Origin of the sequence: Pectobacterium versatile (assembly GCF_020166435.1) — a bacterium.
GTDB lineage: Bacteria > Pseudomonadota > Gammaproteobacteria > Enterobacterales > Enterobacteriaceae > Pectobacterium > Pectobacterium versatile.
This window is the reverse complement of record NZ_JAINZP010000011.1, coordinates 40,236-53,878: the sequence shown is the minus strand read 5'-3', so window position 1 is coordinate 53,878 and position 13,643 is coordinate 40,236. Positions and strand designations below refer to the sequence as shown.

The 13,643-nt window shown below is 54.1% G+C and carries 10 protein-coding genes and 3 tRNA genes; 11 read left to right on the top strand and 2 right to left on the bottom strand.

Features of this window, described 5'->3' with window-relative positions:
- Positions 1-341 precede the first annotated feature (341 nt).
- The 7 genes from K7X24_RS13955 to K7X24_RS13925 all read left to right on the top strand — a co-directional run bounded on the left by K7X24_RS13955 (position 342) and on the right by K7X24_RS13925 (position 8,615).
- Positions 342-1,928 carry an ABC transporter substrate-binding protein gene (locus K7X24_RS13955; RefSeq protein ID WP_224555385.1) on the top strand — a complete coding sequence of 529 codons (1,587 nt, stop codon included), beginning with the start codon at positions 342-344 and terminating at the stop codon, positions 1,926-1,928.
- Positions 1,929-1,981: 53 nt separating this feature from the next.
- On the top strand, positions 1,982-2,968 hold the full coding sequence (locus tag K7X24_RS13950) for an ABC transporter permease (RefSeq protein ID WP_224555384.1): 987 nt from the start codon (positions 1,982-1,984) through the stop codon (positions 2,966-2,968).
- Position 2,969: 1 nt separating this feature from the next.
- Positions 2,970-3,905 carry an ABC transporter permease gene (locus K7X24_RS13945; RefSeq protein WP_224555383.1) on the top strand — a complete coding sequence of 312 codons (936 nt, stop codon included), beginning with the start codon at positions 2,970-2,972 and terminating at the stop codon, positions 3,903-3,905.
- The gene (locus K7X24_RS13940; RefSeq protein ID WP_224555382.1) at positions 3,902-5,623 is read left to right on the top strand and encodes an ABC transporter ATP-binding protein; all 1,722 of its coding nucleotides are present in this window, start codon (positions 3,902-3,904) and stop codon (positions 5,621-5,623) included. Before K7X24_RS13945 ends, K7X24_RS13940 begins: the two co-directional genes overlap by 4 nt.
- The gene (locus K7X24_RS13935) at positions 5,616-6,869 is read left to right on the top strand and encodes a M20 aminoacylase family protein (protein ID WP_224555381.1); all 1,254 of its coding nucleotides are present in this window, start codon (positions 5,616-5,618) and stop codon (positions 6,867-6,869) included. Before K7X24_RS13940 ends, K7X24_RS13935 begins: the two co-directional genes overlap by 8 nt.
- A gap of 83 nt (positions 6,870-6,952) precedes the next feature.
- On the top strand, positions 6,953-7,654 hold the full coding sequence (locus K7X24_RS13930) for a TetR/AcrR family transcriptional regulator (protein ID WP_010309680.1): 702 nt from the start codon (positions 6,953-6,955) through the stop codon (positions 7,652-7,654).
- 43 nt (positions 7,655-7,697) lie between these two features.
- Entirely contained in the window at positions 7,698-8,615 is a 918-nt protein-coding gene (locus tag K7X24_RS13925) for a 4-hydroxy-tetrahydrodipicolinate synthase family protein (RefSeq protein WP_010309677.1), read from the top strand.
- A gap of 87 nt (positions 8,616-8,702) precedes the next feature.
- Here the strand turns inward: K7X24_RS13925 and mltA are convergent, their stop codons facing one another.
- Positions 8,703-9,833, bottom strand: coding sequence for a murein transglycosylase A (gene mltA / locus K7X24_RS13920; protein WP_224555380.1), 1,131 nt, complete (start codon positions 9,831-9,833; stop codon positions 8,703-8,705).
- Positions 9,834-10,105: 272 nt separating this feature from the next.
- Here mltA and K7X24_RS13915 point away from each other — a divergent pair.
- From K7X24_RS13915 to K7X24_RS13905, 3 genes are all read left to right on the top strand, one after another.
- Positions 10,106-10,182, top strand: a tRNA-Met gene (locus tag K7X24_RS13915).
- Positions 10,183-10,249: 67 nt separating this feature from the next.
- Positions 10,250-10,326 (top strand) — tRNA-Met (locus K7X24_RS13910).
- Positions 10,327-10,373: 47 nt separating this feature from the next.
- Positions 10,374-10,450 (top strand) — tRNA-Met (locus K7X24_RS13905).
- Between the two features lie 159 nt (positions 10,451-10,609).
- On the opposite strand, the gene amiC is transcribed toward K7X24_RS13905, so the two are convergent.
- A complete protein-coding gene (gene amiC, locus K7X24_RS13900) occupies positions 10,610-11,854 on the bottom strand; it encodes an N-acetylmuramoyl-L-alanine amidase AmiC (protein WP_224555379.1) in 1,245 nt (414 codons plus the stop codon).
- 435 nt (positions 11,855-12,289) lie between these two features.
- Here amiC and argA point away from each other — a divergent pair, with 435 nt between their 5' ends.
- Entirely contained in the window at positions 12,290-13,633 is a 1,344-nt protein-coding gene (argA, locus tag K7X24_RS13895) for an amino-acid N-acetyltransferase (RefSeq protein ID WP_169743505.1), read from the top strand.
- Positions 13,634-13,643: the final 10 nt, after the last annotated feature.

The window sequence follows — 13,643 nt, the reverse complement described above, 5'->3', positions numbered from 1 at the left end:
GTGAATAGCTTATGCGTAATGTGACATTACTTATCCATATTAAAACGTTCGTTTAAAACACGCGTTAGGCTAGGGTTTAACCAGAAAATAAAGAGGTGATTCAGGCCGTTTTATTATTTTTTCGTTATTCAAACCAGGAACGCAGCATGAAACCCATTACGCCACACAGCAACGGTAATGACGCTATTTCATTACTGCCCCGATGTTGACTTAATTCAGCCTTATTTCTCTTCCTCCTGAAGAGAACGGTTTTTTGTCACCCAAAACACATCACTCAAAACACGCCATTAAAAAATAAAGGCGGAGCGCACAACGCTGCCCTCTGCATACGGATGGGAAATATGAAAAAAAATCTATTCTTATCAGCGTTGATTCTGACGTCTTCGCTATTCGGCCTTGCCGCACAGGCGGAAACCCTGACTCCCAAACGCGGCGGCACGCTGAATTTTTTGGCCGAGCCTGAACCGCCGGTGTTAACCAGTCTGGTTAGCACCAGCGGAGCGGTGATGAAGGTCAACGCCAAGGTCATTGAAGGCCTGTTGAATTATGATTTCGATATGAAACCGACCCCGCAGTTGGCGACCAGTTGGTCAGTTAGCCCGGACGGCAAACAATATACGTTCCATTTGCGTAAAGGCGTGAAATGGCATGATGGGCAAGACTTCACCTCTGCGGACGTCGCGTTTTCTATTCTGACCGTCAAAAAATACAATTCACGCGGTCAGGGCACGTTTGCCAACGTCACCGAAGTGAAAACGCCCGATCCGTATACCGCGATTCTTGAACTGTCAAAACCCGCACCTTATCTACTGAGCGCGTTCTCCGCCAACGAAGCGCCTATCGTGCCGAAACACTTATATGAAGGCACAAACATTCTGTCGAATCCTCACAATACCGCACCGATTGGTACCGGTCCGTTCGTCTTCAAAGAATGGGTTCGTGGCAGCCATATCCTGTATGAACGTAACCCGAACTACTGGGACAGCCCCAAGCCTTACGTCGATAAACTGGTGGTGAAAATCATTCCCGATGCCGCCACTCGCACGATTGCACTTGAAACTGGCGCGCTGGATCTGGGAAGCGACTCTCCCGTTCCGCTGAGTGAAATTGAACGCATCAAGAAAAACCCCAAGCTGGGCATTGAAACCAACGGCTACGGCTATAGCCCAACGCAAACTCGCATCGAGTTCAATCTGGATAACCCTTACCTGAAGAACCTGAAAGTTCGCCAGGCCATTGCGCACAGCATCAATATTGATGTGTTGAAAAACGTGGTGTGGTACGGCTACGCGGTAAGTTCACCGACACCCATTACGCCGGAGCTGGCGCAGTTCCATGATGCGACACCTTCTCCTTATGGCTTCGATATTGCCAAAGCGAACCAGTTGCTGGATGAAGCTGGCTTCCCACGTCAGGCAAACGGTATCCGCTTCAAGCTGGTACATGACTTCATGCCCTATGGCGATAGCTTCAAACGCGTAGCGGAATACCTTAAATCGTCACTCGCCAAAGTCGGCATCGACGTCACCATTCGCTCGCAGGATTTCGCCACCTTCGTTAAGCGCGTTTATACCGACCGCGACTTTGACTTCAACAACGGCTCTATCTCGAACCTGTTCGATCCCGCCGTAGGCGTCCAGCGCCTGTACTGGTCAAAAACCTACCAACCGGGCGTGCCTTTCGGCAACGGTTCACATTACAGCAACCCGGAAGTCGACCATCTACTTGAGCAGGCCGCCGTGGAAACCGATCCTGAAAAGCGCGTGGAGTTGTACAAACAGTTCCAACGCATCATCGCCACCGATATTCCCGATTTGAACCTGCTCCAGATTAAGCGCCAGACGATTTACAACAAACGCGTACATAACGTCGTCACGGATATTCAGGGCGTTAACGGCAGCCTGGCCGACGTGTGGCTAGATCAGTAATCGTAATACAGCATTCCCCTGCGCGGGCAGGGGAACTCTCATGAAGGTATGTGATGAATAAAGTAGAACGAATCGGGCGCGTACTGTGGCGTACCCTGCTTCATGCGCTGCCAACGGCGATTGGCATTATCATTCTGGTGTTTTTCCTGTTGCAGTTGGTGCCGGGAGACGCCGTTGATGTGCTGGCCGGCGAGTCAGGCAATGCAACCGAAGCGACGATGGCACACCTGCGCGCTCAATTCGGTCTCGATCAACCCATACTGCAACAGCTCTCTGTTTATTTGGGTAACTTGGCGCAGTTCAGCCTCGGCTTTTCGCCTCGCTACAACGCGCCAGTAATGGATCTGATCCTGTCACGGTTGCCGGGCACCCTATTCCTGATGCTGCTGTCGCAGGCCTTTGCCATCATCATCGGTATAACGCTGGGAACGATCATGGCAGTGTGGGCAGGCAAATGGCCCGACCGCTTGCTCTCCCTCATCGCGCTGCTGCTCTACTCCACGCCGGGATTCTGGATCGGCCTGATGACACTGATTCTGTTTTCCGTACATCTTGATTGGCTGCCAAGCGGCGGCAATATCACCATCGGCGCGAGCCTGACCGGCTGGGCGTATTTCAAGGATATGTTGCAGCATGCCATCCTTCCGGTAGTGGCGCTGAGCAGCTTTTTTATTGCCATTTATGCCCGTCTGACCCGCGCAGCCATGCTGGAGATCGCCCAGCAGGATTTCGTGCGCACTGCACATGCCAAAGGGCTGTCGCCGCTGTGGGTCACCGTCAGGCACATTCTGCGCTGCGCGCTGCTGCCTATCACTACCGTGGCGGGGATGCACTTCGGCAATCTGCTGGGTGGAGCGGCCGTGGTCGAGACGGTCTTTAGCTGGCCGGGACTGGGTCGTCTGGCGCTGGAAGCGGTGATGGCTCGCGACTTCAACGTCTTATTAGGCGTCCTGCTGCTTTCCGCCTTCTTAGTTATTTTGGCTAACGTGCTGGTGGACTTACTGCAATCCTGGCTCGATCCCCGAATTAAGGCGCGCTGATATGAATCACCTTTCTCCTGAAAATCTCACCCCGAAGAAAGCCACAGCGGATGGCGTTAGCTCAGCGGCAACTCGCCCGTTAAAAACGCCTTTTCGCCTGTCGCCGGAGATGCGTGCATTTATCCGCAATCCCGCGGGGATGGCTGGCCTGCTGTTGCTGATTACGGTATTTCTGATGGCCGCCTTCGCGCCGTTACTGTATCCCGGCGATCCGCTGGATATGGTCGCTCAGCCTTTCTTGTGGCCGGGCGAGAATCCTGATTTCCCCTTAGGAACCGATTCGATGGGCCGTGATGTCGCCGCCGGCATCGTCCACGGTTCACAGGTTTCCTTGCAGATCGGCTTCTCGGCAGTCATCGTCAGCCTGTTAATTGGCACCGTCGTCGGTGCACTGGCGGGCTATTTTGGCGGTCGGGTTGATGACCTGCTGGTTCATATCACCGAACTGTTCCAGACCTTCCCAACCTTTTTGCTGGTCGTGGTGCTGGTCGCTATCGGTTCACCGTCGGTTACGCTGATTTCACTGGCTATCGGGATTGCCTCGTGGCCAACGATTGCCCGTCTGGTACGGGCCGAGTTTCGCTCCTTGCGTGAAAGCGATTTTGTGTTAGCCGCACGCAGTCAGGGATTTTCCAGTCTGCGTATCATCTTTCAGGAAATGCTGCCGAACGCGCTGCCGTCGATCATCGTCACGACATCCGTCATGGTTGCCTCGGCCATTTTGATTGAATCCGCTCTGTCCTTCTTAGGTTTTGGCGATCCGAACCGCGTGAGCTGGGGCAGCATGATCGGCGCAGGCCGGGAGTCGCTGCGTACCGCCTGGTTTCTTACTGCCCTGCCCGGCACCGCACTGGTCTTAACCGTACTGTCATTGAATCTGGTTGGCGACGCGTTGAACGATGCCCTGAACCCACGGTTACGGGGGAGAAGTGCATGAAGCCGCTGCTCGATATTCAAGATTTACACGTCGATTTTCCCGGTCATCAGGCCGTTCGAGGGCTAAACCTAACGATTAACGCCGGAGAAACGCTGGCACTGGTCGGCGAATCCGGCTGCGGTAAATCCGCGACGGCGCTGTCCCTGATGCGACTGGTCGCCGAACCGGGAAAGATCAGCGGTCGTATTCTGTTTGATGGACAGGATCTGCTGACCCTGCCGGATCGGCAGATGCGTCAACTGCGTGGCAATGCGCTGTCGATGATTTTTCAGGAACCGATGACCTCGCTCAATCCGGTGCTTTCCATCGGGCAGCAGATTAGCGAAACGCTGCGGTTGCATGAAGCGTTGACGCCTGCACAGGCACGGACGCGCGCCATCGAACTACTGGATCTGGTCAAGATCCCAGAACCCGCCCGCCGGGTGGATGACTATCCACATAACCTTTCTGGCGGACAGCGTCAGCGCGTCATGATCGCTATGGCAGTGGCGTGCCGACCGCGTCTGCTGATTGCCGATGAGCCGACCACGGCGCTGGACGTTACCATTCAGGCACAGATTCTGGCGCTGCTGGATAACCTGCGTCGTGAATTCTCGATGAGCCTGCTGCTGATTACCCACGATCTTGGGCTGGTGGCACAATGGGCCGACCGCGTGGCGGTGATGTATGCCGGGCAAAAGGTAGAAGAAGCACAGGCGGCCGACCTGTTTCAGTCATCCACACACCGCTTCTCCCCCAAGCACAGCTATACGCGCGGGCTGTTAGCGACATCGCTACATATGGATCAAGACAGGCACTACCGTACCCATCGGCTGGCGGAAATCCATCATGCGCCAACGGACGAAGGCTTTACGCTGCTGACACCGCCCAGCTTGATTCACCGTGCCACCGATACAAACCAGCCGCCGCTGCTCTCGCTGAAAAATATTCATACCCGCTATTCAACAGCACAGGGCAAGGTGCTGGCCGTTGACGATGTGTCACTGACTATTTTACCCGGAGAAACCCTCGGTCTGGTGGGCGAATCCGGCTGTGGTAAATCCACCCTGTCCAAAACCATTCTGCGCCTGCTACCGCCTTCACACGGGCAGATCGTGTTCGATGGGCAAGACATCACCACGCTAAAAGAATCACGGCTGAAAGCGTTACGTCAGCGGGTGCAGATGATTTTTCAGGATCCATACGCTTCGCTGAACCCACGCCACAGCATTCAACATATTCTTGAAACGCCGCTGATCGTGCACGGCCTTGGCGATCGTTCGCAGCGACAGCAGGCAATCAAAAACATCATCGATCGCGTCGGTTTGCCACAAAGCAGCCTGAGTCGCTATCCCCATGAATTTTCCGGCGGGCAGCGCCAGCGTATCGGCATTGCCCGTGCGCTGGTGGTACGCCCTTCGCTGGTGATTTGCGACGAACCGGTGTCCGCACTCGACGTCTCTATTCAGGCGCAGATCCTCAATCTGTTGGTTGAGTTAAAAAACGAAATGGGCCTGTCGCTGCTGTTTATTTCCCACGATCTCGCCGTGGTGCGTTATATCGCCGATCGGGTCATGGTCATGCAAAACGGACGCTGTGTGGAAAGTGGCGATCACCACAGCATCTGGCATCAGCCACAACACCCGTACACCCGCAAGCTGATCGATGCCGTCCCCGGCGGTGGGCAGCGTGATGCGCTTGTGTCTCCACAGCCGAAGAGCAGACAGGCGCATGGATAAGAACAGAGAACACATGATGAATACACCGACACCAACCGCTATTGACCAAACGGCGATGGAATCGGCCATTCAGGATTTTTTACCTGAGCTGATTGCGATTCGTCACCATATTCATCAACACCCAGAAATTGGCTTTGAAGAGTTTGCCACTGCGCAATTAGTGGCAGAAAAGCTGACGGCGTGGGGGCTTGCCGTCACAACAGGCATCGGTGGAACGGGCGTGGTCGCCACACTACATGGTCATTATCCCGGTGAAGACAGCATCGGCCTGCGGGCAGATATGGACGCGCTGTACATCAATGAGAAAACGGACCTGCCCTATGCTTCGGTGCATGCCGGGAAAATGCATGCCTGCGGACATGATGGACACACCACCATGCTGCTGGGTGCCGCACGCTATTTGTCTCAGCACCCCAACTTCGCTGGCACGGTACATTTTATTTTCCAGCCAGCGGAAGAAGGGTTGGGCGGCGGGCTTGCCATGCTCAATGACAGCCTGCTGACCACGTTCCCCTGCAACCGACTGTTTGGTCTGCATAACAAACCCGGTATCGAAGTGGGCAAATTCGCGATTCGCAGCGGTCCAATGTTGGCAGCCAGCGATACCTGGCAGGTCACGTTTCACGGCACGGGCGGACACGGCGGTTCAGGCGTCCACCTTTCTATCGACCCGACGCTACCCGCCGCACAATTTATGCTTGGCTTACAAACCATCGTCAGCCGTAACGTCCCTGCGATGGACGCGGCGGTGCTCAGCATCGGTCACATTCAGGGCGGCGATATCCACGCCCCGAACGTTATCCCCGACAGCATAATCCTTAAAGGAACCGGGCGGAGCTACTCGCCGAGCGTTCGTCACCTGCTGGAAACGCGCCTGCGAGAGCTGGCACACAGCACCGCACAAGGCTTTGGTGCAACGGCCGACGTGCACTATGAACGGCAATATCCCGCGCTGGTCAACGATACGCACGCCACGCAGTTAGCCGTTAATGCCGCCGCGCAGGTGGTTGGACTCGAACAGGTTGACACCGCGATGACGCCGCTGCTGGGTGCAGAAGATTTTGCCTACATGCTGGAGCAGCGCCCCGGCGCATTCATGATGCTGGGTAACAGCGACCAAAATGCGTCCACCGTGCATCACCTGCATACCCCGCACTACGACTTTAATGACGCGCTGATCCCACTAGGCATCCGCTATTGGGCAACATTGGTTTATCAAGAGTTGGGTTTTCAAGAACTGGCCTAGCGACAGCGCATTTTCCACGGCCTCACTATCACAACGCATGACGTCAGTGCCCCCGACGGCAAGCGTGAGCAAAAGGATGAATCATGGTGGCGTTATTGAAAACCAAAGATCAAAGCAAAGAAAAAGAGGCAGACATTAAACAGCGCATCCTGCGTGAAGCCATCACTATCTTCGCCTGCAAAGGCAGTGAGCTAACGACGATTCGCGAAATAACGGAAGCCACCAACGTGAATGTCGCGTCGGTGAATTATTACTTTGGTTCGAAAGAAGGATTACTGCGTGCCGTGTTGGACAACGTTCTCGGCCCGTTAAATGACGAAAGAACGCGTCTGCTGGATGAGGTGGAAAAGGCCAACCAGGGTGATGAACTGCCCGTTGCCGCGCTGCTGGATGCGCTATTGCGCCCGCTGGTTAAAACAGCTCGCACGCCCGACGGCGGACGTATTGTCGTTCGCCTGTTACAGCATTTGCGGGCGACACCGGGTCTGGAGGTAACCGCCCTGCTTTCGGCCCAGTTCGATCACGTCGCTCACCGTTTTATCGATGCCTTTTCTCGGGCGCTGCCGGCGTTATCGCGCGCGGAGGTTATCTGGCGTTATGAATTTGCCCGTGGTGCCGCCATGCACGTGTTAACCGACGCCGATCCGCGTTCTGGCCGTCTGGCGTTGCTTTCCAAAGGGCTGTGTGACAACCGCGATGACGATCGCGTGCTGTCGCATCTATTACGTTTTGTCGAGGCGGGTTTTACCGCCAAACCACTGACTGAGACATCACTTCAGTCCTGATTTTTAGTTATTCGCAACACGTTTACATTGACAGGAAACAGACATGAGCAGAGAAAAAATTGAAGGGTCATTCGTTGCCCTCATTACGCCTTTTAATGACGATGGCAGCGTGGATTTCGGCGCATTTGAGGCGTTATTAAAATTCCAGGAAGACAACGGCACCGCGGCCGTTTTGATTATGGGCTCAACAGGGGAAGTGTCCATGCTGTCCCCAGATGAGAGAAAGGCGATCATCCGCCGAACCGCGCAATACAGCACCAGCAAAATGAAGCTGTTCTACGGCTGTACCGGTAACAATACCGATACCACCATTGATTATGTTCGCTATGCACATGACAACGGCGCAGACGGTGCCATTATCGCCGCCCCCGCCTATATCTGTGCCAGCGAGAGCGATATCGAAAGCTACTTTCTGGAAATTGCAGACGCGACCGATTTGCCGCTGGGGATTTATAACAACCCACCGCGCGTAAAAACGGACCTGCACTGGACATCGCTGCTGCGTATTTTCCAACACCCGAACTACGTTATTCATAAAGAATCCACCACCCGCGTGGGTCAGGTCGCACAAGTGCTGGCAGGCAATCCCGATGTGTCGGTGATGTGCTGCGACTCGCCCAATCTGGGTCTGGTGGTGCCAACGATGTCGTTGGGAGGGCATGGGACGGCCAACATGACCGGCAATATTGCCCCAGCAGAACTGGCTGAAATTTCTCGTCCGTGGAAAAACGGTGAGGATGCAGAGCGCTTCCGTAAGGCGTACCAGCATTTGCTGCCGCTGCTGCATTACACCTACTCGGCAATCAACCCGGTAGCGGTGAAATCATTGATGAAGGCGGTGGGTTTACCGGCTGGCAGTCTGCGCCGTCCGCTGCGGGGTTTACAGGGCGAAGCGTTGGATTCAGGTATTCGTATCGTGAACGAATTAGGGCTGAGCAGCAAATACGGCTTTAACAGCTGATTCTGTTCTGGTGCGTGGAGAGCAAGCGTTTCATCTCAGAAGTGGCTCATCTTTACACCACTTCTGAGATTTCAAACGAAAGAATGGCTACTGTGGATTGTTGACAAACAGCGATCCTGAACCGTTCGTCATGCTGCTTTGCGCGTTCCTCAAAACCCAGACCCGGCCATAGTGGTTATAGAAGCCAGCCGAGTGACCCGCATCCGGCCCAATGCCCTGATACATATCGAAGTGCTGGCCTTTAATCGCTCCGCCGACATCCAGCGCAATCATCAGGCGCATTTCATACTTGCCAGTGAATTTACCTACGTTATCCAGCAGCGGCACTTCCATTAACAGAGCCGTGCCTGCCGGGATCAACGAACGGTCAGAGGCAACGGAGGCTTTCGCCACCAGCGGCACGGCGCTAGCCCCTTTGACGGGCGCAGACATCATGGGCTTAAAGAACACAAAGGAAGGGTTCTGCTCAAACAGTTCACGCACTTCATATTCGGAATGCTGCTCCGCCCATTTGCGGATCGCCTGCATCGACATATCTTCACGCGCGACTTCACCACGATCGATCAGCACCTTACCAATACTGCGGTAGGCATGGCCGTTCTTGCCAGCGTAACCAAAGAACGTCAGCGGGCGTCCATCGCCAAAATCAATATAGGCGCTGCCCTGCACTTCCATCATGAAGTTATCGACCAGCGAGTTAGTCCAGGCGAGAACCAGTCGCTCATCCAGCGCACCTGAATAAATGCCGGCGCGATCTGGCAGTCGGCGGTTATTTTTGCCCTTTGACGGCATGGCATATAAAGGATGGCGGAATTCACCCTGACGAGTGTGGCGCGCCTGCAATACTGGCGTGTAATAACCAGTGAACTGCACGTTACCAAAGTTATCGACGCCTTCCATCTGCCAGGCGTTCAGACCAAACTTGCTCAGCTCGCGGGTATCCGCGCCTGACATCATCCAGTTTTCAATCGCCTGAAAGGTCGTATTATTGCGCGAATACAGATTAGGTGACGCCGACCGGATTTCAGAAACCTGAGTCATAAAATCCCGTGCGTTGACTGGTTTTCCTTTGGCATTAGGTTCATTCACCAATTCCAGAGGCTGGTTGAGGTGACCATCTTTATATTGCTGCCCGCGATCGGTTGGCCTGGATTGGCACCCCGCCAGAATGGCAATGACCACTGCGGTCAACACGTATTTTCCCCACCGTCCCTTCATCTTTGCGCTCGCTTTTTACATCAAAAAATTTACCGTCGAACGATAACAAACGGCTATCGAGAAAGGAATGGGATAGCCTATAAATCCACGGATCATGCGTGTTCCGTTCGGCGCACGGCGTAACAAAAGTCAGGGGATTCTGCTTATCGCCACATTGCGGTCACAAAACAACCTATCAGGTGGTAAATCAATCACCTAACAACCCAATACCGCGCTTTTTATAGAAATAGGTTGCATCAATGCTCATGGAGAGTATAGTGCGCATCCACGGACGCGGGGTGGAGCAGCCTGGTAGCTCGTCGGGCTCATAACCCGAAGGTCGTCGGTTCGAATCCGGCCCCCGCAACCAATTGATGTGAGTCGTCCATCAAGAGAAGTGAAAGTAGTAAAGAAAGTAGATAGTAAGTTAGTACGGACGCGGGGTGGAGCAGCCTGGTAGCTCGTCGGGCTCATAACCCGAAGGTCGTCGGTTCGAATCCGGCCCCCGCAACCAACTGATGTGAGTTGTCCATCAAGAGAAGTAAAAATAAATCATACGGACGCGGGGTGGAGCAGCCTGGTAGCTCGTCGGGCTCATAACCCGAAGGTCGTCGGTTCGAATCCGGCCCCCGCAACCAACTAAGACTAAAACGATAAAGCACCTTAACGGGTGCTTTTTTGTTTTCTGCGTCATCTATTTTCCATGCAGTTCCTACACCACGTCCCAGACCGATTTATTCCCTCTGAACCGCGCCAGCAAGACGCGGTCACCGCACGTGCTACATCGACAACATCAACTACCGTTCGGCCTGACTGGCAAAGTAGGCTTTAATTCCTGCAAAAATGGATTCCGCAATTTGCTGCTGGAAATGGCTGGTGCGCAGCTTACGCTCTTCTTCCAGATTGCTGATAAATGCCGTCTCAACAAGAACAGACGGAATATCCGGCGCTTTCAGTACCGCAAATCCGGCCTGATCGACGCTGTTTTTATGCAGATGATTCACCCTACCCAGCCGGGTCAGGATCTCTTTACCAAACTTCAGACTGTCGCTGATGGTCACGGTCTGCACCAGATCGAACATAGTGTGATCCAGATAGCGATCGCCGCTCATGCTCACGCCACCGATCAAATCCGATTCGTTCTGGGTCTCTGCCAGAAATCTGGCAGCGGTACTGGTTGCCCCTTTCTTCGACAGCGCAAAAACCGACGATCCTCTTGCCGATCGATTGGTAAACGCATCCGCATGAATCGAAATGAACAGATCGGCACGCTGCTTGCGCGCTTTCGCCACCCGCACGCGCAGCGGAATGAATACATCTTCATTACGCGTCATATACGCTTTCATGTTGGATTCATTATCGATCAGCTTGCGCAGGCGGCGGGCGATTTGCAGCACGATGTCTTTCTCGCGCGTTTTATTCTTGCCAATCGCACCAGGATCTTCACCGCCGTGACCAGGGTCGAGCATGATAATCAGCGGACGATCCCGCCCAGCCTTCCCGGCTTTCGGCGCTTCTGCTGGCAGCGTACGTTCCAGATCGCCTTTGTTGTAATCCTCCAGCAGCGCCAGCAGCGGATCGTCTTCGTTGTCGTAGCGCCCTGCGGCAGGATACAAATCCAGCACCAGCCGGTGCTTGAATTCAGCCACCGGCCCCAGCGTAAAGACCTTGGTCGTCGCCTGCTGCTTGAGTTCCAACACCAAGCGCACCGTGGTTTTATCAAACTGTCCGATGCGCGCTTCTTTAATCAGCGGATCGTTATCTGACGTAAACTGGCTGGCTATCTCCTTCAGCACACTATTCAGATGAACATTTTCGATATCCACCACGATGCGTTCAGGATTACTCAGACTAAACTGTTTATATTTCAGCGGGTGATTGGACTCCAGCGTGACGCGGGTATAGGCGGAGGACGGCCAGACGCGCACGGCAACGACCTGTGTCGTCGCCGCTATCCCTACACCACTTACGCTTAACAGCCAGGTTGCTGCTGCGGTTTGTAATAGACGCCGTCGAGTCAGATGATGATTCGAATGAGACATGCCACTCCGATCTGATTGCTGTGCGCTATCCTGCGCTGTTGTGTTGCCAATGCACTGGATAGGTCATTAAAAAATGAATAACGGTAAAAATTGTCAAAAACTTTAACGAATCTGTCTCACTCTGTCATGAAAAAATCCTATTCATGCCCGTCATACTTCAAGCCGCATGTGCGTTGGCAATACTCGACTCATATCTGAGCCTCGCCCTGACGGGCCGCTGCAAACAGCGTTCAACCGGCCAAGCCGGTTTATCCTTGCTCACCCCAGTCACTTACTTATGTAAGCTCCTGGGGATTCGCGCGGTTGCCGCCTTCCTGCAACTCGAATTATTTAGGGCATGGTAGCAAGATGAAACAGAATCCTGACTTTTCTGGTTAATACTTCCTCTTGCCTTTTACGTCATAAAGAATAAAAATACAGAAATTACGAATAAAAATGCAAAGAGGGCTCGCAGTGAAGGAACGGAGTACAGAACTGGTTCAGGGCTTCCGCCATTCAGTTCCCTATATCAATGCCCACCGTGGCAAAACGTTTGTCATCATGTTAGGTGGTGAAGCCATCGAACATGCCAACTTCTCTAGCATCGTAAATGATATCGGGCTGCTACACAGTCTGGGGATCAAGCTGGTGGTAGTTTATGGCGCCCGCCCCCAGATCGACGCCAACCTGACAACGCACCACTACGAGCCCCACTACCATAAAAATACCCGCATCACCGACAGCGCCACATTGGAGCTAGTCAAGCAGGCTGCGGGGATGTTGCAACTGGATATCACCGCCCGGCTGTCGATGAGCCTGAACAATACACCGCTGCAAGGTGCCCACATTAATGTCGTCAGCGGTAACTTTATTATCGCGCAGCCGCTTGGCGTTGATGACGGTGTGGACTACTGCCACAGCGGCCGTATCCGCCGTATTGATGAAGAAGCCGTTCACCGCCAGCTGAATAGCGGTGCCATTGTGCTGCTCGGCCCAGTTGCAGTGTCAGTCACTGGTGAAAGTTTCAATTTAACCTCGGAAGAGGTCGCGACCCAGCTCGCTATTAAGCTGAAAGCGGAGAAGATGATCGGCTTCTGCTCCTCACAGGGCGTGACCAATGAAGAAGGCAACATCATTTCCGAGCTGTTCCCTGATGATGCACAGCAGCGTATTGATGCACTGGAACAGGCTGGCGATTACCATTCGGGTACGGTCCGGTTCCTGCGCGGCGCGGTCAAGGCCTGCCGTAGCGGCGTACGCCGTAGCCACCTGATCAGCTATCAGGACGACGGTGCGCTGTTGCAGGAACTGTTCTCACGTGACGGAATCGGTACGCAGATCGTGATGGAAAGCGCCGAGCAGGTTCGCCGTGCGACCATCAATGACATTGGCGGTATTCTGGAACTGATTCGCCCGCTGGAAGAGCAAGGCATTCTGGTCAGACGCTCGCGCGAGCAGTTGGAAATGGAGATCGACAAATTCACTGTCGTGGTACGCGATAACCTGACTATCGCCTGCGCCGCGCTTTATCCGTTCCCAGAAGAGAGCATTGGCGAAATGGCCTGCGTCGCGGTTCACCCGGATTACCGCAGCTCATCACGCGGCGATATGCTGTTACTGCGCGTTGCCGCTCAGGCACGTCAGCAGGGTCTGCAAAAGCTGTTTGTACTAACGACGCACAGCATCCACTGGTTCCAGGAACGCGGCTTTTTACCCGCCGAAGTGGAAATGCTGCCGAAGAAAAAGCAGGCACTGTACAACTACCAGCGTCGCTCGAAGATTCTGGTGCTAGACCTCTGAGTTATTCCAC